The organism is Erysipelothrix rhusiopathiae, from assembly GCF_900637845.1.
Lineage (GTDB): Bacteria > Bacillota_I > Bacilli_A > Erysipelotrichales > Erysipelotrichaceae > Erysipelothrix > Erysipelothrix rhusiopathiae.
This window is the reverse complement of record NZ_LR134439.1, coordinates 74024-97298: the sequence shown is the minus strand read 5'-3', so window position 1 is coordinate 97298 and position 23275 is coordinate 74024. Positions and strand designations below refer to the sequence as shown.

At 35.6% G+C, this 23275-nt stretch carries 20 protein-coding genes, 1 other RNA gene and 1 other annotated feature; of the genes, 12 read left to right on the top strand and 9 right to left on the bottom strand.

The features are described from left to right. Window positions 1-31: 31 nt before the first annotated feature. From EL194_RS00445 to rpmH, 8 genes are all read right to left on the bottom strand, one after another. A complete protein-coding gene (locus EL194_RS00445) occupies window positions 32-352 on the bottom strand; it encodes an FtsB family cell division protein (protein WP_003774191.1) in 321 nt (106 codons plus the stop codon). A gap of 79 nt (window positions 353-431) precedes the next feature. Continuing rightward, window positions 432-704 (bottom strand): RNA-binding S4 domain-containing protein, encoded by a 273-nt coding sequence (locus tag EL194_RS00440; RefSeq protein ID WP_003774188.1) that lies wholly within the window; start codon window positions 702-704, stop codon window positions 432-434. After that, window positions 701-4117, bottom strand: coding sequence for a transcription-repair coupling factor (gene mfd, locus EL194_RS00435; protein WP_003774187.1), 3417 nt, complete (start codon window positions 4115-4117; stop codon window positions 701-703). The genes EL194_RS00440 and mfd overlap by 4 nt, the downstream gene beginning before the upstream one ends. A gap of 2 nt (window positions 4118-4119) precedes the next feature. Beyond that, on the bottom strand, window positions 4120-4668 hold the full coding sequence (pth, locus tag EL194_RS00430; RefSeq protein WP_013853497.1) for an aminoacyl-tRNA hydrolase: 549 nt from the start codon (window positions 4666-4668) through the stop codon (window positions 4120-4122). A gap of 39 nt (window positions 4669-4707) precedes the next feature. After that, window positions 4708-5322, bottom strand: coding sequence for a Jag family protein (locus EL194_RS00425; RefSeq protein ID WP_003774183.1), 615 nt, complete (start codon window positions 5320-5322; stop codon window positions 4708-4710). A 17-nt stretch (window positions 5323-5339) separates the two neighbouring features. Then, window positions 5340-6182 (bottom strand): membrane protein insertase YidC, encoded by an 843-nt coding sequence (gene yidC / locus EL194_RS00420; protein ID WP_003774181.1) that lies wholly within the window; start codon window positions 6180-6182, stop codon window positions 5340-5342. Between the two features lie 29 nt (window positions 6183-6211). Further along, a complete protein-coding gene (rnpA, locus tag EL194_RS00415) occupies window positions 6212-6538 on the bottom strand; it encodes a ribonuclease P protein component (protein WP_003774178.1) in 327 nt (108 codons plus the stop codon). Window positions 6539-6586: 48 nt separating this feature from the next. Further along, complete coding sequence (rpmH, locus tag EL194_RS00410; RefSeq protein ID WP_003774176.1) at window positions 6587-6721, bottom strand: 50S ribosomal protein L34; 135 nt, start codon at window positions 6719-6721, stop codon at window positions 6587-6589. A gap of 737 nt (window positions 6722-7458) precedes the next feature. Between rpmH and dnaA the strand changes: the two genes are divergently transcribed. The 10 genes from dnaA to serS all read left to right on the top strand — a co-directional run bounded on the left by dnaA (window position 7459) and on the right by serS (window position 21343). Beyond that, a complete protein-coding gene (gene dnaA / locus EL194_RS00405) occupies window positions 7459-8874 on the top strand; it encodes a chromosomal replication initiator protein DnaA (protein ID WP_003774172.1) in 1416 nt (471 codons plus the stop codon). Window positions 8875-9137: 263 nt separating this feature from the next. Next, window positions 9138-10256: a DNA polymerase III subunit beta gene (gene dnaN, locus EL194_RS00400; RefSeq protein WP_003774169.1), complete on the top strand. Its 1119-nt coding sequence runs from the start codon at window positions 9138-9140 to the stop codon at window positions 10254-10256. Window positions 10257-10261: 5 nt separating this feature from the next. After that, a complete protein-coding gene (locus EL194_RS00395; protein ID WP_003774167.1) occupies window positions 10262-11011 on the top strand; it encodes a DeoR/GlpR family DNA-binding transcription regulator in 750 nt (249 codons plus the stop codon). Between the two features lie 102 nt (window positions 11012-11113). After that, complete coding sequence (locus tag EL194_RS00390; protein ID WP_003774165.1) at window positions 11114-12040, top strand: 1-phosphofructokinase family hexose kinase; 927 nt, start codon at window positions 11114-11116, stop codon at window positions 12038-12040. A gap of 1 nt (window position 12041) precedes the next feature. After that, window positions 12042-13898 (top strand): PTS fructose transporter subunit IIABC, encoded by a 1857-nt coding sequence (locus EL194_RS00385; RefSeq protein ID WP_003774162.1) that lies wholly within the window; start codon window positions 12042-12044, stop codon window positions 13896-13898. A 128-nt stretch (window positions 13899-14026) separates the two neighbouring features. Further along, window positions 14027-14248, top strand: a complete 222-nt coding sequence (locus EL194_RS00380; protein ID WP_003774160.1) for an RNA-binding S4 domain-containing protein — start codon at window positions 14027-14029, stop codon at window positions 14246-14248. Beyond that, complete coding sequence (recF, locus tag EL194_RS00375; RefSeq protein ID WP_003774158.1) at window positions 14238-15323, top strand: DNA replication/repair protein RecF; 1086 nt, start codon at window positions 14238-14240, stop codon at window positions 15321-15323. The genes EL194_RS00380 and recF overlap by 11 nt, the downstream gene beginning before the upstream one ends. After that, window positions 15323-17242, top strand: coding sequence for a DNA topoisomerase (ATP-hydrolyzing) subunit B (gyrB, locus tag EL194_RS00370; RefSeq protein WP_003774156.1), 1920 nt, complete (start codon window positions 15323-15325; stop codon window positions 17240-17242). The genes recF and gyrB overlap by 1 nt, the downstream gene beginning before the upstream one ends. Window positions 17243-17251: 9 nt before the next feature. Continuing rightward, window positions 17252-19759 (top strand): DNA gyrase subunit A, encoded by a 2508-nt coding sequence (gyrA, locus tag EL194_RS00365; RefSeq protein WP_003774154.1) that lies wholly within the window; start codon window positions 17252-17254, stop codon window positions 19757-19759. Between the two features lie 75 nt (window positions 19760-19834). Next, window positions 19835-20022: a binding site (T-box leader), on the top strand. 34 nt (window positions 20023-20056) lie between these two features. Then, on the top strand, window positions 20057-21343 hold the full coding sequence (serS, locus tag EL194_RS00360) for a serine--tRNA ligase (protein ID WP_003774151.1): 1287 nt from the start codon (window positions 20057-20059) through the stop codon (window positions 21341-21343). A gap of 3 nt (window positions 21344-21346) precedes the next feature. On the opposite strand, the gene EL194_RS00355 is transcribed toward serS, so the two are convergent. Then, window positions 21347-22135, bottom strand: coding sequence for an HAD family hydrolase (locus tag EL194_RS00355; protein WP_003774149.1), 789 nt, complete (start codon window positions 22133-22135; stop codon window positions 21347-21349). 98 nt (window positions 22136-22233) lie between these two features. On the opposite strand from EL194_RS00355, the gene ffs reads away from it, so the two are divergent. Together ffs and tadA are read left to right on the top strand one after the other, a co-directional pair. Further along, window positions 22234-22321, top strand: an RNA gene (gene ffs / locus EL194_RS00350) — signal recognition particle sRNA small type. Continuing rightward, complete coding sequence (gene tadA / locus EL194_RS00345) at window positions 22311-23258, top strand: tRNA adenosine(34) deaminase TadA (protein WP_169313672.1); 948 nt, start codon at window positions 22311-22313, stop codon at window positions 23256-23258. Before ffs ends, tadA begins: the two co-directional genes overlap by 11 nt. Window positions 23259-23275 lie beyond the last annotated feature (17 nt).

Here is a 23275-nt window from a genome sequence, read left to right as displayed (position 1 = left end):
AGAGTAACGATTTCTGTTACTCTTTTTCATATTATTCTGTTTTAGGTAAGATAAATACTTGTTCTTCTGACTTTGACAAGAGGTGTTTTCCTCGAGCATAGTTTTGAACATAAGTAGGATCTTGAAGTTTTGCTTTTTCAAGAGCAAGTTCACCTTGTTTTGTTTCAAGTACTTTTAAATTTGAGCGTTCACTTTTAAGTTGTTGATTCAATTGGAATGTTGATACTAATTCTTTTGCAGATTTAGATAACATTAGGCATGAAACGGATACTATCAAAATACCAAGAATGATTGATGCAAATTTAATTGTTGGATTCTTAGCTATTCGCGTTTTCGTAACTGTTTGTCCCATCTTTCCACTCCTCTTTCTTTTTTGTTAGTTTATTTATCTATACTCATTATACTGACATTCTCAAAAAATGCAAGAGTTGTCAGTTTTCTAGAACGTTCCGATCGATGCGTTGATCGGAAATAAGTTCATACATTGGTGGATTGCTTCGCAATATTTTATCACTTAAAAATGTGACTTCTATTTTTATATGACGGTGTTCAAATCGAATTTCAATTTCATCTTCAAGCGAAACCTCAGATGAGGGTTTCGCTTTTTTTCCATTAATAAAGACACGATCATCATCTGCAAGTTCTTTGGCTACAGTACGGCGTTTAATGATTCGTGATACTTTTAAATATTTATCAAGTCTCATATTTGTTGCTCCTTTAAATTTTCAAGTATATAAACTAAATCCTCTGCCCATTCTGTATACATTGGCATGGTAATAATAATTGTTTGATTTAGATACTTTATCTTAATTTCACTGGACTTTTCAGAGATTAATTCGAATAAATGTACCCCATCTACTTGGCTACTATATTCCTCTGTAAAGACTAATTCTACTTTATTGACACGTTCTTTAAAAGACTTAATACGCTTATCGTTTAAGAACAATTCAAGACGTGTTTTCTCTAATAACATCTTAACAGAGTTCGGTAATTTACCATAGCGGTCATCAATCATCTCATTAAAATGTTTTAACTCATCTATAGATTGTATTTGATTAATTTGTTGGTATAGGTCTAATTTTTCACCATCATCACTCGTAAAGTCTTCCGGTAAATATCCATCCACTTTAAGATTAAATCGTTCTTGCTCTTCAACATCAATTACTTCTTTACCCTGTCGTTTCGCAATAGCCTCTTTAAGAAGTTGTACATATAAGTCGATTCCGACGGTATCAATAAAGCCTGATTGATTTCCACCTAAGAGCTCACCAGCACCACGAATGGTTAAATCGCGCATCGCGATTTTATATCCACTACCAAGTTGAGTAAATTCTTTGATGGCCTGAAGTCTTTTCTGAGCGAGCTCTGTTAGTCCACGTTTATTGGGAACGACAAAGTATGCATAGGCAAGACGATCTGATCGTCCTACACGACCTTTGATTTGATAGAGTTGTGATAAACCAAAACGATGCGCATTATCAACAATAATCGTATTCGCATTTGGAATATCAATTCCTGTTTCTATTATTGTCGTACATACCAATACATTTATCTCTTTACTAATAAATCGAATCATAACATCTTCGATTTCATGTCGTTCCATTTGTCCATGTACGACTGCAACGTTCGCTGCTTCAACATGATTAGCGATTACTGATGCAACAGAATATATTTGCTCTACATTATTAAATAAGTAGAACACTTGTCCATCTCGATTTAGTTCCTTAGAAATAATATCATTAATTGTTTTCTGGTTTTTCTCAATAATATAGGTCATAACTGGAAGACGATTTGAAGGTGGCATATTAAGCTGTGATAGACTGCGGAGCCCAATAAGAGACATTTGGAGTGTTCGAGGTATTGGAGTCGCACTGAGGGATAATACATCCACAGACACCTTAAACTCCTTAATACGTTCTTTATGCTCAACACCGAAGCGTTGTTCTTCATCAATAATCAAAAGTCCAAGATCTTTAAACTTAACATCACGCGATAAAACACGGTGTGTACCAACTAAAATATCAACTTTTCCATCTTTAACACGTTGAATTATTTCGTTTTTTTCTTTATCAGAAACAAATCGATTTAAAACCTCAATCGTTACAGGAAAGTCACTAAGACGTTCTTTGAGTGTTCGAGCATGTTGTTGAGAAAGGATTGTTGTTGGACAAAGGAAAACGACTTGCTTATGGTCTACAAAAGCTTTAAATGCAGCACGAATGGCAACTTCAGTTTTCCCAAATCCAACATCACCACAAAGCAAACGGTCCATCGGAACATCGCGTTCCATATCACGCTTAATCTCATCAATTGCGGTTTTCTGATCCTGTGTTAATTCATATTCAAATGCATCTTCAAATTGCTTTTGATACTCTGTATCTGGGCTGAAAGCAAATCCACTTGCATCCATTCTTGTAGAGTAGAGTGTGACAAGTTTATCTGCAACATCCGCAACATCTTGTTTAATACGTTCTTTATTTTTTTGCCATGTGCTTGTTCCAAGCTTGCTAAGGCGCACAGATGCCGCCTCTCGTGACATAAACTTTCTCACAAGATTAAACTGTTCGAGTGGTACAAACAACTCATCACCATCACGATAAAGAATCCTCATAAAATCTTTATGGATTCCTTCAATTTCTTTTGTTGTGATTCCCATATATTTTCCAATTCCATATTGTCTGTGGACAACATAATCTAATGTATCGAGATCAGAAAGCTGACTTAAAGATTCTGCTTTTAAGAATTTATTATCGTATCGGAACATTTTTTTCTTATACTTATACAATTCGTTAGCGGTATAAACAACTGTATTTAAATCCTCAAGAATAAAGCCTGAAGTTATATGACCATAGTCGATATAGATTCCATTTGAGGTTGGTTTATCCGTTAAAACTTGATACTCAACACCTTGTTGGAGCATGATCTTAATAAAATCTTCCATAGTATCTTCATCTAAAGTGATTATTACTTTTTGAGTAATGGCTTCTTTTTTAAGCCACTTCATGGTTTGTTCAATACTTTCCGATACAATATTTGCTGAATGCCAGGGAATAAAGACTTCGCCTTCAGTCTGGTATTCAAAAATTTCTCGATGCGTATGTTTCGCTTTGATACGTTCAAATGACTCAAAAATATCTGAAACAAAAATCATCTGATTCATCTCATACTGCTCTTCAATAAAAGTGTGAGAATCTAACGCATTTTGCTTGAGCGTTCTTTCGATTGCCTCAATTGGACTCATATATGTGTTTGCGTCTTTAAGATAATCATAAATAGTTGCATAGTTTGACCAAAAAGAAAGAAGTGGATACAAGGTTACATCAAATTGATTCATTTGTAATAACTCGCGCTTCTGTTCCATTTCATGAATCAAATCGTTATTTTCGATTCCCTCTATTTTGGAAGTTAATGCATTACTAATTTCTTGTATATCATTTTCTTTAAGAAGGATATCGGTCGCAAACGCAATTGTTGCTTCCTCAACTCTTGATAAAGATCGCTGATTTTCAATATCGAAATATCGAAGACTGTCGACCTCTACGTCAAAAAACTCAATTCGCAGCGGTTGTTCCATTTGGATTGAGAACACATCACAAACCCCACCACGAATAGCATACGTAAATGGTTTCTCAACATACTTAACCCGTGTGTAACCTAGACGCTCAAGTTCTCGAGCAAGCTGTAATGGTTCCCACTCATCACCTGTTTTAATATTTATGATTGATGCCTTAAGCACTTCTGCAGGTGAGAGCTTTCTTACAGAAGCAATAGCATGAGTAATACAAATATCAAAATCACCATTTATAATTTTAAATAATGCGTCAATTCGGTTAGCTTTCATTATTTCTGATTGAACGATAGCCTCAACGCGAAGCGATTCTTCATGATTGTAATAAACAACATTTGCATTCTCATCAAGATGTTTAATCTCATTATATAAATTCGATGCTTGTTGTTCGTTTTCCTTAATTATAAATAATGGTTTCTTACTAATTTTACTTGAACCTAATACTAAAAGTGCTTCTTGAACCACGCTTAAATGGGCAAAAACACTTTTGCCCTGGGTGTACTCTTTAACAAGTTCATGTTTTTCTAAATAATTATATAACCAATTCATCACTAGACTCTTATATTGTATTCATTCATCAGTTGATCGGTGCGTTTTCCACTGATAAAATCACTAACACATTGAGCACCTAAAGAAATCGCTGTCTCTTCATCAATTTTACCGAGAACCCAATCAACGGTTTTAATTTGGGTGCTCTTACCAATTCCAACTTTAAGTCTTAAGAATTCATTAGATCCTAAGTGATCAATAATACTCTTAACACCTTTTTGTCCACCTGACGATCCTTTTTCTCTAAGTCTAAGTGATCCTACAGTTATATCCATATCATCACTAATTACCAGTAGATCCTCTAAATCGACATCATAATAACGCATGACCTCGCCTACAGATTCACCCGAGAGATTCATAAAGGTTTGTGGCTTAACTAAAACTACCTTCTCTGTTCCTACAAATGTCTCTGCAATGAGAGCTTTAAATTTATTGGTTGAAATCGAGACACCTAATTTCGATGCAACCTCATCAATCACAAGAAAACCTGCGTTATGTCTTGTATTCTCATATTGTTTTCCTGGATTTCCTAATCCTACGATAACTTTCATACATTCCTCCATTAAGCAAAAAAGAATAAGGGACTTCCCTTACTCTTTGTTTGGATCATATACAATCTTAAGATGACGGTCTCTTCCGGAACCTTCACTCTGTGTGCGGATACCTGGAAAATTGGTCAATTCTTTATGAATCACACGACGTTCGTCGTTCGGCATAGGATCTAAAGATGCGTCAATTTTTGAACGACTCACATTTTTAGCAATCCGTTTTGCCATAGCCTTAAGTTTTTGATAACGATCTGTTTTATAGTTATTTATATCAATCATGACATAAAAACGACGTTTAAACTCTGAATTTACTACATGTTTCAGTAACATATTCATACCTTCCAATGACTTCCCATTTTTACCAATGAGGATTGCGTTGTTGTCAGCATTTAATGAAACTTTAACGTTATTATTTTTGACAGTAATTTCTTGTTCAACTTTTAATCCCAAACCTGTAAAGAATTTATCAAAATATTCTTCAACAAACAATTTGACATCATCAAGGGCAAACACTTCAGCAGTAACACTCGACCCGATGCCTAAGAAACCTGATTTTTCTTCAATGACATAATAGATAAGATCACTTTGTTCAACATTCTTTTCTTTAGCGACATTTTTTAGAACATCATCTAAAGACCTAGCTGTATATTGCTTCACGTGTATTCCTCCTTTTATTATTTTGCGCCGTATTTATGATTAATAAATAATGTTTGTACTAATTGTGCAAGAGCCGAAACCATCCAGTATAAACTCATACCTACTTGCCAGTTTAGAGCAAGAACAACAATCATGATTAATGATGAGTACATCATCATATTTGCTTGATTAGCGGGTTGCTTTTCATATGAACGTTTGCGAATCTTTTGTTTAGCGAGATATTGTGGCAAGAACATTGATAGGAATTGTGATAAAGCCATTAGAATAAAAATTCCAATAATAATAATATTTCCTTGTGTAAATCCTTGCATAGGTGTTAATTCTAAAGTTTGTCCAAATACAGTACCATTAATAATTGCTTCTGAACGCATAACTGCTTGATACATTGCAATCATAATTGGCAATTGAAGGAATGTTCCTCCTAAAGCACCCATTGGATTAATTTCATGTTTTTCAAACAATTTTTGCATCTCTGTAGCTTTTTGAAGTTTTGCTTGTTGATCATTACGACCTTGATACTTCGCTTCAATACGAGCTTGTTCAGGACCAATTAATTGCATTTTTTGTTGTTGAACAGTTGCTTTAATTGAACCCTTAATTGTAATAATTTTAATGATTAATGTTACAACAACAATAGAACCGATTGTTCCAACGTATTGTGAGAAAAAGTTTAATGCTTGTGCAATTGGCCATACAAATAGGGCTCCGAACCATGTGTCACTACCCCATGTCCATGAATCACCTAAACTAATGATCTTGTCGGCATATACTTGTTTCGTTTGTGGATCAATAACTTGAGTACATCCAGTTAATGCTAGTAGCAAAATACTGAAAATAATCAGTTTTTTATATTTTTTCATACCTATCTCCTAATCTAAAAATACTCACTTTATATTTTAACCGTTTTTATTAGGTTTTCCAAGTCTTTTTGATTTTCCTCATAACTCTGTTCGTAATATTTTTTTCGAACTAGAACTATGTAATCGTAAGGCGTATCAAACATGTTGATATCTTGGAGCATGCTTCTTATTTGGCGTTTTGTTTTGTTACGCACTACTGCATTTCCCAATTTTTTTGGTGCTGCAATTCCATAACGTGAGTTATCTTTAGTTCTCTTATCTATATATACTGTAAAAGCTTTAGTATTTTTAAATCGACGAGCCCCCATGATTTTTTGAAATTCCGCGGCTTTTTTTACTCTAAATTCTTCTCTCATTTTTTTTCACTTCCACTATGACAAAAAAGTCACCCATAAGGGTGACTGTTATGCAGATAACACTTTTCTTCCTTTTGATCTACGACGTGAAAGCACGCGGCGACCGCCTACTGTTTTCATACGGGCTCTAAAACCATGGACCTTTTGGTGTTTCCGTTTGCTCGGTTGATAAGTTCTCTTCATGAAAACCACCTCCAGTTCTTTATATATACGAAGAGCAAATGCTTTAAAATTATATAAGAAATACTTTTCAATGTCAATAAAGTGTCTTAAATAACGTTTTGATTATCTGATTCACCATCTAATTGATACTATTTCATTCTAACTTTATAGAATTATCATCGTTATTGTAACACATTCATCTTTCAATCACGATATTTTTTTCGTTTTTTTTAGTTTATAGCATCCATAATATAATTTATAAGCAAAAAAACGGTAAGCATACCATCAAAAATTCTCCGATGCTTGTGCTTTATTCACCAATATTCGTTGATATGTACTAAAAATTACTAAAGTTATCCACTTTTTCAGGGTTGTTGTATGAAATGTTGGTAACCCTAGGAGATCTGTGGGATAAATTCTGTGGATGGATTTAAACTCATAAAAACACCTAGAAAACTATAAACACCATTTTAGACTAGTTTATAACATTGTTTATCAACAGATTGTGGATAATGTGGGAAACTACATAATACCGCTTCTATACTGTATATTTATGTGTTGATATGCTTGAGTATAATTCTTAAAATATTCATATCAGGAATTCTTTCAACGCTATGTTGATAACTTATTTAAGAACTCCACATTTTATAAACATTTATAATTTTGTGGACAATTGTGGATAACTATCTATATAAGCATTAAAATAGCGATATTCCACTAAAGTTTGTGTGGATAACTTGTGGGGAGTTTTTTTGTCTATGGAATTGTATTTTAAATTTGATATTATAGAACTTGCAAAGGGGTATTTGAATATGACAACTATGAAATTTTATTTAGAAGATGTGTGGGGGAAAGTTAAACTGGCGATCAAGGAAAGCAATCATTTCGATGAACCAATCTATAATACGTACATCGAAGACACTAACCTTGCTGCATTAGATGAGTCAAGGGCTGTAATTGTCGTTCCAACTTATCTCCAAAAAGTTATTCTTTCGGAAGAGATTCCTTTTTTAAACGACGTTATTAATCAAATTTTGGATAAAACTTCAATGGCTTGTGAGGTTTTACTCGAAAATGAATTTAAAAAAAATATTGCAGTTCAAGTTCCCGTTCAACCTCAAATTCCTGTCGTCATTCGTAATGATGGAATTGCCCCGAATCAAACATTTGATAACTTTGTTGTTGGTCCAAGTAACAAAGAAAGTCATTCTGCAGCATTAGGATGTGCTTATCGTCCTGGACAGTTTTACACACCACTCTTTATATACGGTAATTCTGGACTGGGGAAAACTCATCTCTTAAACGCGATTGGTAATTATATCAAAAAACTTAATCCGGATGCTCGTGTCCTCTATACATCTAGCTCTGATTTTGTCCGACAAGTCGCTAATTCAATACAAAATCGAACAATTGAAGATTTCAAAGAGCAAATGTATAACCTTGATGTTCTCCTGATTGATGATATTCAATTTCTTGCGGGTAAAGAAAAATCCCATGAGATATTCTTCCATATCTTTAATGAACTTATTTACAATAAAAAACAAATTGTCATTACAAGTGATCGTCTACCAACAGAAATTAAAGGTCTTGAAGACCGCTTAATAAGCCGTTTTTCCTCAGGTCTATCTGTCGGTGTTGATTCTCCAGAATTTGAAACATCACTTGCAATTCTTGAATTAAAAATTAAACACAAAAGTGTTGATCCAGGATTGTTTGATGAAGATGTACTAAGCTATATCGCATCAAATTTCTCAAAAGATGTGCGTATGCTTGAGGGTGCTCTAAACAGATTGCTCTTCTTCTCAATTGAGTTTTCGCAAAATGATCATATTGATATCAACATCGCGATGAATGCCTTTAAAACAAATGGGGAACCCATTAAAACTAATGAACTCGATACAAAGACCATTAAACGCATCGTTGCGGACTACTATGGATTAACCCAAGCACAACTTGTGTCCAAAGCGCGTACAAAAGCAATTGCGAATGCACGTCATATTGCAATCTACTTATGCCGTAAACATCTTGACTTGCCTTATAATAAAATTGGTGAGGATTTTGGAAAGCGTGATCACTCTACAATTATCAGTGCTTGCGATAAGATAGAAAAGAAACTTAAAACAGACCAAATGCTTGCACGTGCTGTTTATGAACTTGAAGCTAAAATTAAATAGTTATCAACAGTTATCCACACTTTAGCAACAGATTTTTATCATCAAATAACTGCTTGTTTACAGTGTTTCATACAAGTTATACACTTATCCACAGACCCTAGTAATACTAATTAATTATTTAATACTAATAAACTTATCGCCTTGTAGAACAATTTAATTAAAAGTTCTTTAGGAAATAGGTTTATTTTTACGAAAAAGAATACAATAAAAAGTTCATAATATGATATAATTAAGACAATAGTGTTTATCATTTGGAGGGTTATATGAAGTTCAATATAAAGAAACAATCATTTTATAAAGCATTGTCCTCTGTAGGACGTGCAGCATCTACACATTCACCGTTACCAATTCTGTCTGGAATTAAGTTCGAGTTAAGAGACGATGCTTTAACATTAATTGCAAGTGATTCAAATATTTCCATTAAAGAAGTTCTTTATGCGAATGACGAAAATAAATTGAACGTTTATGAAGAAGGGGAAGTAGTTTTAGAGTCACGCTATATTCTAGAAGCAGTTCGTAAGCTTGATAGCGATTTTATTGATTTTGAAATTATTGATGGTGCGTTAACACGCATTAGTGGAAATAAAGCCGAATATAACATCAATGGTAGTAAAGCAGAACTTTATCCAACAATTGATTTTACAAAACCAACTAAAGAATTTAAGATGCCTGGTTTTAAACTTTCCGAAGTGATTCAACAAACAGCATTCGTTTGTTCTACAAGTGAAGATCGTCCAATATTCACAGGCGTTAATTTTAAGGCAGATGGAAATACCATGAACTGTGTTGCGACTGATAGCTATCGATTAGCTAAAAAATCAATTGATCTACCAACACCTATGGATTTCAATATTTGTATTCCTGCAGTAAATCTTTATGAAGTCTCGAAGACAATCAGTGACAATAAAGACGTTCATATTGCAGTTTCAGATAAACTTGTTCAATTCTATGTGGATTCAACTCTAATTCAATCACGTCTTATCGATGGATTATTCCCTGATGTAAATCGATTAATTCCAGCAGAGTATGGATTTGAATTAACAGTAAATAGTCACGATATGATTAGTGCAATTGACCGCTCATCCTTTCTAAAGAGTGACGGTTATTGGACTGTAAAATTAGAAGCATCGAATGAAGGTGTGTTGATAAGTTCAAAATCTCAAGAAATCGGTAGCTCTGAAGAAATCTTAAAACCAATTGATTACATTGGTGGTAATTTAAAAATTTCTTTTAGTGGTCGTTATATGATTGAAGCACTGAAATCATTTAAAACAGATACCGTTAAGATTTTATTTGTGGGAGAAATGCAAGCGTTCATTCTTAAAAACCCAGAAGATGATTCGATTGTTCAACTCGTATTACCTGTAAGAACCTTCGATTAAATAGTATGTTAAAGAATCAAAGACATTTACAACTTATCCACTATATTGATTTGCATCAATTTGCAAAAGTTGAAGAGCTTGCACAACTTGTGGATGTTTCCGAAATAACCGTTCGTCGAGATATCAATGAATTGGATGAAAAAGGGTTAGTTCATAAAGTTCATGGTGGTGCTACATCCATCACAATACGAGATTACTCTAATGATATTGAATTACATACACGAAACGACGTTAATTCTGATATTAAAGACCAATTAGCAAAATCAGCTGCATCATTGGTTAAAACGAATGCTGTTGTATATCTTGATGCTGGAACATCTGTTTCACGGATGATTCCATATCTCAAAGATAAGCATGTTACGGTCTATACGCACGGTTTACATCATGTGGAAGCATTAGTGCAGTATGGTATCGAGTGTTATGTTATCGGTGGTTTTGTGAAGCCTACAACGCGTGCTGCAGTAGGTGGATTAAGTACACAGTATTTAAAGCAGATGAATTTTGACCAAGCATTCATTGGATTTAATGCATTGGATGTGGATTTTGGATTTTCCACACCGGATGAAATGGAAGCAGTAACGAAATCAACAATTATTGCTCAATCATCACAGGTATATTTTATTGGAGATAGTTCTAAGTTTAATAAGAAATCAAGTGTGCGATTCGCATCATCTAATGATGGAGTTCTTATTACAGATCAAGATCCAGGAAAAGCATATAATAACTATGATATTAAAATACAAGGTGAGCGATAAGTTCACCTTTTTCTATGTATTGAATATAAATGATATTTTATGATAAATAATGTTTGAAACCACTTACATAATATGTTATTCTATTTTTAGGAGGAAATAATTATGATTTATATCGTTACACTTAACCCTTCAATTGATTACTTAATGTCCCCAAAAACATTATCCTTGGGGATAACGAATCGTTCTGAAGAAGAACAGATACGTATTGGTGGAAAAGGTATTAATGTCGGAGTTGTACTCAACAATCTTGGACAATCTTCCACATGTGTTGGATTTCTCGGCGGATTTACAGGAAATCACATTCGTGAAGAATTAAAAAAATATCCTCTACTTGTTGATGGTTTTAGAGACTCTAAACATCCAACTCGCATCAATATTAAACTTGATTACAAGGGAGAGACGGAAATTAATGGGAGTGGTCATCCTATCGATGCTTCTCTAATTGAAGCGTTATCTACATTTATAACGACACTTAAGCCAGAGGACTTTGTTGTTCTAACTGGTAGTGTTGCATCGGGAATGTCTTACGACTGGTATGTCTCAGTTTGTGAGGCACTAGATAAACAAAATATCCCTTTTGCAGTTGATGTTAGTTCAGACAAACTCATTGATATGATTTCTTATCATCCAATCTTAATAAAACCAAATCAGGATGAAATTTGTGCTATTCTCGGCTTACAAAATGAGAATTTATCCTTTGAACGATTATTAAGTGAGTCAAAAAAATTAATTGAAAGGGGGGCACGTAATATTATTGTCTCACTTGGATCACAAGGATCTATGTTAATTACTGATGAAGCTTGTTATCGCGCATATGCACCTGAAGGGGTTCTGATAGATTCTGTAGGTGCTGGTGATTCGATGGTTGCAGCATTTATATATGGTTATGTAAATGATTATTCGCTAGTTGATGCGTATCGATTGGCCTGTGCTGCTGGAAGTGCCACAGCATTCTCTGATCATCTTGCGTCTTTTGAAACAATTGAAAAACTAAAAGATAAAATAATTATCGAAAGGATCGATCTATAATATGAAAAACATTACTCAAGTTTTAAAACCGAATCTTGTTATTTTTAATTTAAATGCATCATCTAAAGATGAAGTTCTTACTGAAATGGCCCAGAAGCTAAGCCAAGAGGGAATTGTAGCGAATGAAATGTCTTTTATTGAGACACTTAAAGAACGTGAGGCAATAAGTACGACTGGTGTTGGTGATGGAATTGCGATTCCTCATGGTCGAAGTTCTGTCGTATCTGAATCCGTTGTTGTCTTTGGACGTAGTGATACTGGAATTGATTTTGCCTCTATGGATGGAAAACCAGCGCATCTGTTCTTTATGATTGCGACACCTGAAAATTCAGGCGATGATCATCTATCAATCTTATCCACATTATCCGGTCTATTGATGAAGTCAGAAGTTCAAGAAGCAATACGTACTGCTTCAACCTATGATGAATTGGTTGAAGCATTTGATATCGATAATGAACCAAAACAGGAAGTTGTGGATAGTGAATCATTTGTAGTTGCTGTAACTGCATGTGCAACAGGTATTGCGCATACATATATGGCAGCTGAAAAACTACAAGAAACAGCTAAAAATAAAGGAATTGCGATTAAAGTTGAAACAAATGGATCATCTGGAGTTGGAAATCGTTTAACACAAGACGATATTAAAAATGCGGATGCAGTTATTGTTGCTGCCGATATTAATGTTGAGATGAATCGTTTTAATGGAAAAAAATTAATTAAAGTTCCGGTTGCTTCTGCAATAAGTCATCCTGATTCATTGATTGACAAAGCATTAACTGAAGCGGACGTTTATACCGCATCTTCTACCGATTCTTCAAATGAAGAGTCTGAAGGAAGTAATCTTTATAAGCATCTCTTAAATGGTGTGTCACATATGCTACCATTTGTTGTTGGTGGTGGGATTCTGATTGCTATTGCATTTATGCTTGACCAGCTCATTGGTGTGCCAACAGCGGAGTTAGGTCAACTGGGTTCTTATAATGCATTTCCAGCTATCTTGAAGGATATTGGAGGCCAAGCATTCGGATTTATGTTACCCGTTCTAGCAGGTTATATTGCCTATAGTATTGCAGACCGTCCAGGTCTTGTTGTAGGTTTTGTTGCCGGTGGTATTGCATCGACAGGAGGTGCAGGGTTCTTAGGTGCTCTAATTGGTGGTTTCTTAGCAGGTTATACAATGAATATGATTAAGAAACTTCTAACGAATCTTCCACAAAGCTTAGACGGTATCAAAACGATCCTCTTGTATCCGGTACTAGGGGTGCTTGTGACAGGTTTATTGATGGTTTTAATAAATATACCTATGAAATCTGTTAATGAAGCAATGAATGGCTTCTTAAACGGCTTGTCAGGCACAAATGCGGTATTGTTGGGAGCACTTTTGGGCGGTATGATGGCTGTAGACCTCGGTGGTCCAATTAATAAGGCTGCTTATGTCTTTGGGACAGGTACTTTAGCTGCTACAGCAGCAGGGCAAGGGAGTGCGGTAATGGCAGCGGTAATGGCTGCAGGAATGGTTCCTCCGCTTGCTGTCTTTGTTGCTACATTATTATTCAAACATAAATTTAAAGCTGAAGAGCGTCAGGCGGGTATGACAAACTTGATTTTAGGAGCTTCTTTCATTACTGAAGGTGCAATTCCATTTGCATCAAGTGATCCGCTTCGTGTTATACCAAGTTTTATTGTTGGTTCCGCACTGACTGGAGCTTTGTCTTTAGCGTTCAATATCACGGTTAATGCACCACACGGTGGACTCTTTGTTATTCTTCTTGTGAGTCAACCACTCTTGTATATTTTGTTTATCATTATTGGTTCTGTTGTTAGTGGGCTTTTAATGGGTATTTTAAAGCGTATTTAGTTGTTTTTTAACACAATTATCATGAAACCACATTTCGTTTAAAGAATGTGGTTTTTTGTGCGTTTTAAGAGCCGTAAAAAGATGATTTTAATTCGGTTTTATAGTATAATAATAAGGTAATAAAAAGGATGGGTGCTATGAAAAAAGAGACTCAATATATCACTTTAGGACAATTTCTAAAAGTGGCGGATTATGTTAATTCGGGTGGTGAAGCGAAACACCTGATTCATTCGTTTTCAATTCAAGTAAACGGAGAAGAAGAGAACCGACGCGGTAGAAAGTTGTATCCTGGAGATGTTGTTGTAATTAACGGTAATAAACACGAAATCACAACAGAACATGAAGGTTAAAAATCTTGAATTAAAGCAATTTCGAAATATCTCGAATCTCAATCTATCATTTAATAAAAACATAAATGTTTTTGTAGGGGATAATGGTCAAGGGAAGACGAATATTATCGAGTCGCTTGTTTATCTTTCTTCAGGGCGATCCTTTCGTGTTAGTTCGGATGAATATCTCATTCAATACGGTAATGAATTTTTAAGCGTTATTGCCGATATTGAGGATCAGAATAATACTCAAAATCTTAAAGTAGTACTGAGTAGTGCTGGAAAGTATCTTCAAGTTAATCAACAACCATTAAAAAAAATGACCGAGTTTATCGGTCGTTGTAATGTTGTGCTGTTTAATCCGGAAGATATAAATTTCTATTCTAACAGTCCGAGAAAAAGACGAAGAGAAATCGACTTTGAATTGGGGAAAATGTCAAAGCGTTATCTCAATCAATTAAGTTTGTCGAATAAGTTACTATCAGAGCGTAATGCGTATTTGAAAAATAAAAATGTAGATCAAGATTATCTGGAAATTTTAACGGAAAAATTAGTGGATGCGTCTATTTTGATTATTGAAATGAGAGCTAAGTTTGTACATGCACTCAATCCAATCATTAATCACTATTATCATCTTCTCAGTGATTCCAAAGATCATATAGTTTTACATTATAAAGCACCAATCAGTCTTGAAGGAGATTTGAAGGAGCAATTATTGTCGAAGATGCAGGATTCATTCCAACGTGATTGTGATTTCAAGGTCACGCAAAATGGAATCCACCGCGATGATTTTATTTTTATGATAAATGATATTCCTGTTGTGAACGTATCATCACAGGGACAAAAGCGAATGCTTATAATTGCTTTTAAACTTGCGATTGTGGAATTAATTTTTCAAAGTCGTAAAACATATCCAATTTTGTGTTTAGATGATTTGTTTTCTGAATTGGATAATGTAAGACGTGAACGTGTTTTAAACGTATTACACGAAGAAATGCAGGTTTTTATTACTACTACAGATTTAGACTATGTTAAATCGAAGCGTGATAAATCAGTCTTTAAAGTTGTCAGTGGTAATGTAGAGGAGGTTATTTAATGTCGAATACAAAAGTAGATCATTCATATACGTCTTCCGATATTCAAGTTCTTGAAGGATTGGAAGCGGTACGTAAACGACCTGGGATGTATATTGGTACTACCGCATCTCGTGGTTTACATCATTTAGTTTGGGAAATTGTAGATAATGGTATTGATGAAGCTTTAGCTGGGTTTGCAACAGAAATTATTGTGAATGTGGATAAAGACAATGTTATTTCTGTATCAGATAATGGTCGTGGGATTCCTGTTGGAATTCATGCGAAGACAGGTGTTTCAACAGCTGAAACGATCTTTACTGTACTTCATGCCGGAGGGAAATTCGGTGGTGGAGCATATAAAGTATCAGGTGGTCTTCACGGTGTTGGGGCTTCTGTTGTTAACGCGTTGTCCGAATGGTTAGAAGTCAAAATTTATTTGGATGGTATTGAATACTACCTTCGTTTTGAAGAGGGTGGAAAAGTAGCGGTACCACTCAAAGAAGTTGGTAAAACTGATAAAAAAGGGACAACTGTTCGATTTAAAGCAGATCCTACAATTTTTACTGAAACGACAGAATTTTCACACGATGTGTTACGAGATCGTTTACGTCAGATTGCATTTTTAAACAAGGGGATTAAACTTGTTTTCCAAGACGAACGCGAACCTGAAGAGACAAGACATCTAGAATTTGTCTACGAAGATGGACTTCGTGAATATGTTCAGTATATGAATGCTAATAAATCTCCAATACATGAAGAAATCGTATATTGTGAGGGTGAAGAAGAAGGAATACTTGTTGAAGTATCAATGCAATATAATGATGGTTTTACGCCAAACATTTATTCATTCTGTAATAATATTAATACACACGAAGGTGGAACGCATGAAGATGGATTTAAACTAGCGTTAACACGTGTAATTAATAATTACGCTAAAGAACACAATTTACTTAAAAAAGATGATGACGGATTTTTAGGGGATGATGTACGTGAAGGACTCACCGCGATTATTTCTGTAAAACATCCAGATCCTCAATATGAGGGACAAACAAAAACGAAACTCGGTAATAGTGAAGTTCGTAAGATTGTTTCCAGTGTCTTCGGTGAACAATTAGAACGTTTCTTGATGGAACATCCAGATGACGCTAAAATCATCGTTGATAAGGCTGCAATCGCATCAAAAGCGCGTGTTGCCGCTCGAAAAGCACGTGAGTTAACACGTCGTAAAGGGGCGCTTGAAGTTTCTTCTTTACCTGGAAAACTTGCGGATTGTTCGAATCGAAACCCATCCGAATGCGAAATCTATATCGTCGAGGGGGACTCTGCTGGTGGAAGTGCTAAGCAGGGACGTGATAGCAAATTCCAAGCGATTTTACCACTTCGAGGTAAAGTTATTAACGTTGAAAAAGCACGTTTACATAAAATTTTTGATAACAATGAAATTCGTATGATGATTACTGCATTTGGTACAGGAGTATCCGATGAAATGGATATCGACAAGTTACGTTACCATAAAATTATTATTATGACCGATGCCGATGTCGATGGTGCGCATATTAGAACGTTATTATTAACATTCTTCTATCGATTCTTAAGACCACTCATCGAAAATGGATTCGTCTATATCGCTCAACCGCCACTTTATAAAATTTCCCGGGGAAACAAAATTGCTTATGCCTATGAGGAAGAAGAGTTGGATGAATTGAAAGTTGAATTTGGCGACCGTTTTAATGTTCAACGATACAAAGGTCTTGGGGAAATGAATCCTGAACAGTTATGGGATACAACTATGGATCCAGAAACACGTACATTAATACAAGTTACAATTGATGATGCAATGGAAGCAGATGTTATTTTTGAAACCTTAATGGGTGATGAAGTAGCACCACGTCGTGAATTTATTCAGGCAAATGCTGAATATGCTGATTTGGATATTTAGGAGGACATAATGGAAGATAATACACAGAGTTATGACAAAATAAAACAACGTAATATTTCTGAAGAAATGAAAAAATCATTCGTCTCCTATGCCATGTCGGTTATTGTTTCACGTGCGTTGCCAGATGTGCGTGATGGTTTGAAACCAGTTCACCGCCGTATTTTATATGCGATGAATGATCTTGGTATGACAAGTGATAAACCTTATAAAAAATCTGCTCGTATTGTTGGTGAAGTAATTGGTAAGTATCACCCTCATGGTGATACAGCTGTTTATGATTCAATGGTACGTATGGCACAAGAATTTTCATATCGATATATGTTGATTGATGGTCACGGTAACTTCGGATCAATCGATGGAGATGGTGCGGCTGCGATGCGTTATACAGAAGCGCGTATGTCTAAAATCTCAATGGAATTAATTCGTGATATCAATAAGAATACTGTAGATTTTATTGATAACTATGATGGTGAAGAGCGTGAACCCGTTGTACTACCATCGCGTTTCCCTAATGTTCTTGTTAATGGTGGTACTGGGATTGCGGTTGGTATGGCAACAAATATTCCTCCTCATAATCTTGGAGAAGTAATTGATGCAACGATTGCATTAATCGATAACCCAGATATAACAATCAAAGAACTAATGGAAGATTATATTTTTGGTCCTGATTTTCCAACAGGGGCACTTTTACTTGGACGTAGTGGAATCAAGTCAGCGTTTGAAACAGGACGAGGTTCTGTAGTTATGCGGGCAAAAGTGGATATCGAAGAAATGAAGAATGGTAAACCACGAATTATTATTTCCGAAATCCCATATCAAGTTAATAAAGCTACTTTAGTAGAAAAAATCGCAACACTTGTTCGTGATAAAGAAATTGATGGAATCACAGACCTAAGAGATGAATCAAACCGTGAAGGAATTCGTATTGTAGTAGAACTACGAAGAGAAGTTCAAGCGGAAGTTGTATTAAACCAACTTTATCGTCTTACAGCACTCCAATCATCGTTTGGGGTGAATATGTTAGCACTTGTTAATGGAAGACCTGAGTTATTAAATCTATTACAAGTATTAAGTCACTATCGTGATCATCAAATTGAAATTGTTACACGTAGAACACAATTTGAATTGAAAAAAGCAGAAGATCGCGCACATATCCTACAAGGACTTATGATTGCACTTGATCATATTGATGAAGTTATTTCAATCATACGTTCATCCAAGGATGATCCAGAAGCGATTACTCGACTCAATGAAGCGTTTGATTTAACAGAAATTCAATCTAAAGCAGTATTAGATATGCAATTGCGTCGTTTGACCGGATTGCAACGTGATAAAGTTGAGAATGAATTCAATGAATTAACTATTCTAATTGTTGATTTAAAAGATATTTTAGCGAACCACGACCGATTGCTTACAATCATTAAAGATGAATTAATCGAAATCAAAACAAAATTTGGTGATGATCGTCGTTCTGAAATTGTAGAAGCTGATATTGATATGTTAGATGAAGACTTAATTCCAGTTGAAGATATTGTTGTTACGATGACAATGAATGGATATATCAAACGTACCACAGTTGATTCATTCAATACACAAAATCGCGGTGGAAAAGGTGTACGCGGTATTAGTACATACGATGAAGACACCGTTGATCAATTTATAGCGATGTCGACACATGATTATCTATTACTCTTTACAAACCTCGGAAAAGTTTACCGTATTCGCGGATTTAATGTACCGTCATCAAGCCGTACATCAAAAGGAATACCAGTTGTTAACTTATTAAACCTTACAGAAGGTGAAACCGTTAAAACGCTCGTTAAAGTTGCGAAAGATGACGAATCAAAATATGCATTCTTCGTTACAAAACAAGGTATTGTGAAACGTGTTGAAGTTCAAGAGTTTGAATCAATACGCCAAAACGGTAAAATTGCGATTACACTTCGTGAAGATGACGAACTCGTAGGTGTTCGCATGACAAACGGAGATAATGAAATCATTATCGGAGGAAGCAACGGTAAGGCCGTTCGATTCGATGAAAATGAAGTCCGTTCTATGGGACGTACAGCATCAGGTGTTATTGGATTTAATGTTGATGAAGGTGAAGTAGTAGGAATTGCTACTGACCGTGAAGGTCAATATATCCTAGCTGTAACCGAAAAAGGTTACGGTAAGCGTACTGACATCGCGGAATACCGACGCACCAAACGTGGGGCTAAGGGCGTTAAAACAGTAAACATTACTGAGAAGAATGGTAACCTTGTCTCACTTCGTGCAGTTAACGGTGATGAGGAAGCATTAATCATCTCTAATGAAGGAACTGTTATTCGTACAGAAATCAGTAACATCGGAATTTATGGACGATCAACGATTGGTGTTCGTTTGATTAACGTTGGTGAAACAGATTCTGTGTCGCAAGTTGCGATTCTTCAACCTACAGTTGAGGAACCAGATGAAGAACAAACAACAGATCAAGTAGAACCTGTTAATGAAAAAGAAATAGAAATTGCAGAGTAACATAAGCAAGGAGGAAACTCCTTGCTTTTTCTTTCGATTCTATTTGACTTAAAATATGATAATCGCTATAATTTACTTAACTCGTTGAGAGGGATTAATATAACTGTTTTATTTAAGAGAGATGATGCTTGGTGAAAATCATTATAAAACTTTATAGTTCCACCCTGGAGAGATTCATTTCGGAAGACAACCGTTATCTGTTAAAGGTATGTTCCACGTGGAACATATGAAAAAGGGTGGCACCACGTTTACACGTCCCTTAAGAGGTGTTTTTTTTATTTTCAAAAGGAGAAAAATATGTTAGATATTAATCTATTTAGAACCAATCCTGAGCTTATTAAGGAAAACCTTAAGAAGAAGTTCCAAGAACATAAAGCGGATATGGTAGACGAAATCATTGCTCTAGATATTGAATATCGCGGAATTAAGACTCGCGCCGATGAACTAAGAGGGCAACGTAATGCTTTAAGTAAACAAATTGGTCAGCTTATGGGTCAGAAAAAGATTGATGAAGCAAATGCTGTAAAGGAACAAGTTCAAGCTTTCGCTCTCGAACTTAAAGATATCGAAGAACGCGAAGAACCTTTGTTTGATAAAATAAAAGCTTTAATGATGGAGATCCCTAATATCATTGCGGACGATGTACCTATTGGTAAAGATGACAGTGAGAATGTTGAACGCTATACAGTGGGAGATATTGTCGATAAAGGATTCGACGTTCCTTATCACACTGATATTATGGAGTCGTTTGGCGGTATTGATCTTGATGCAGCACGAAAAGTTGCGGGAGCTGGATTCTATTACCTTCAAAAGGATATCGCACGATTGCATTCCGCAGTTACTTCATATGCACGCGATTTTATGATTGATCGTGGCTATGACTATGTTATCCCTCCATTTATGATTCATCGTGATGTAGTAAGTGGCGTAATGAGTTTTGAAGAGATGGAAAACATGATGTATAAAATCGAAGGAGAAGACTTATATCTAATCGGTACAAGTGAACACTCCATGATTGGTAAATACATTGATACTATTATCGACGGAGAAACGCTACCTCATAAACTTACAAGTTACTCACCATGCTTCCGTAAAGAAGTAGGGGCTCACGGAATTGAGGAACGCGGGGTATACCGTATCCATCAATTTGAGAAACAAGAAATGGTTGTAGTATGCCACCCAGATGACAGCGCGGCACTATTCGAAGAACTTTACCACAATTCAGTAGATTTCTTTAGAACCCTAGATATTCCTGTTCGTGTTCTCGAATGTTGCTCTGGAGATCTTGCGGATTTAAAGAATAAGAGTGTTGATGTTGAGGCATGGAGCCCAAGACAGAAGAAATATTTCGAAGTCGGAAGCTGTTCAAATTTAACAGATGCTCAAGCACGTAGATTAAAAATACGTATTGATACGCCAGAAGGCCGTGTTTATGCACATACTTTAAATAATACAGTTGTAGCACCACCAAGAATGCTTATCGCATTTTTAGAGAACAATCTTCAAGCAGATGGGAGTGTATTGATTCCTGAAGCACTTCAACCCTACATGGGATTCAAGAAAAAAATAGAGCCTAATCAATAGGCTCTATTTTTTTACTAATTTTTGAATTTGATTCATTACAGCATTTTCATTATTCGATTCAATAACTTCAGTGACAACGCCTTTAACATCCCCATGTGCATTAGCGACTGCATAAGAGCTTCCTGCCAGCTCTAACATCTGGATATCGTTGTGATAGTCACCGAACGTAATAATGTCCGCAGCGTCGATATTAAGCGCGTTTAGCAAGTGCTTGATTCCAAATCCCTTATTAACATTGGAATGCATTACATCAATCCATACCGCTCCCGCAGTTACAGCATTAAAGTGCCCGTCTAAAGATTCTTTAACGATCTCATTAAAATTAGAAACCGTGTGATTGAGACTGCATGCAGTTATCTTAACAAAATCTACATCTACAGCTGTGAGATCGTCGACAATAACGAACCCAGGATAATACTCTTCGAGATATTGTTCGTGTATTGGGTCGCCGAGTTCAACATAGGCACAATCAATACCTGATGCAATAATCGAAGTTTCGATACATGTACGGAAAACCTTTGTTACTGTTTCTACGTCTAGTTTAGAGAATACTGATTTATACAGTATCTCGCCGTTGTGCTCTACAATGGCGCCGTTGTCAGAAACAAACGATAGATCATCAATGAAATTAACCGCTTTTTTCTTAATGCTAAATAGAGTGCGTCCACTGGCCAAGACCATATGGATGTTATTATCTTTAAGCGTCTTTAGTACTTCTTCAAAATTACGGGGTAGATTTGAATCATCGTCTAAAAGCGTGTGATCCATATCAGTAGCTATTAATTTAATCATAAGAAACCTCCATCAAAATTATACCATAATGTTTCACGTGGAACATTTAAAATAGTCGTTTAAGAGGTTGCATTTTAGGACAGTTTTGATATAATAACTATGCTACAACAACATAATCTAGTTAACCAGGTCAGGGCAGGAATGCAGCAGCCTTACATTAGCTCTTATGTGTGTTGTGGCTCTTTTTGTATATAAGGGGGCGTTATCAATCGAACATCACAAATATATGGATGAGGCATACCAAGAAGCACTTCTTGCATATAATCTTGAAGAAGTACCGGTAGGCGCTGTCGTTGTTCATAACAATCAAATCGTAGGACGAGGACATAATGTTCGAGAAACACAACATCAACCCTCAGGCCATGCGGAAATCATTGCAATGGATCAAGCAGGGAAAGCGCTTGGGTCATGGAACTTAGAAGGGTGTACCTTATATGTGACACTCGAACCGTGTGCAATGTGCACCGGCGCGATTATGCAATCAAGAGTGAGTACTGTTGTATACGGTTCAAAGGAGCCGAAAAGTGGTTGCTTAGGATCGGTTATTGATTTTACTCAAATAGAGGGGTATAACCACTATCCTACAGTAATTGCAGGAGTTGAAGAAGAAAAAGCAAAACAGTTAATGAAAGACTTTTTCAAACAACAACGTAATAAACAAATAAAAATCAAAAAAGCAGATAGAAATACATTCGAAAGTTATCTTAAAGTTCGTAAAGAAGTATTCGTTAATGAACAGAACATTGATCCAAAAGAGGAGTACGATGCGCTCGATACACTTGAAAACAACCGCGTTGAGCATATTGTTGCCATTAAACAAGAACAGGTAATTGGGACGATGAGGCTCATATCCGCTAATAGAACCATGAAAGTTGGAAGACTTGCTGTTCTAAAGCCTTTTAGGAATAAGAAAGTTGCTTCCAAGTTGGTTCGTTACGCAATCATACAAGCCGAGAACAATGGAATTCACTTAATCGAACTTAATGCTCAATTAAGTGCAATAAACATTTATAAACGGCAAGGATTCGAAGAAGCTGGGGAAATATTCGAAGAAGCTGGTATTTCCCATATAAAAATGACTAAACAAATAAAAACACCGAATCAAATATGGGAACTGACCTAGTTCCGTGATCCGGTGTT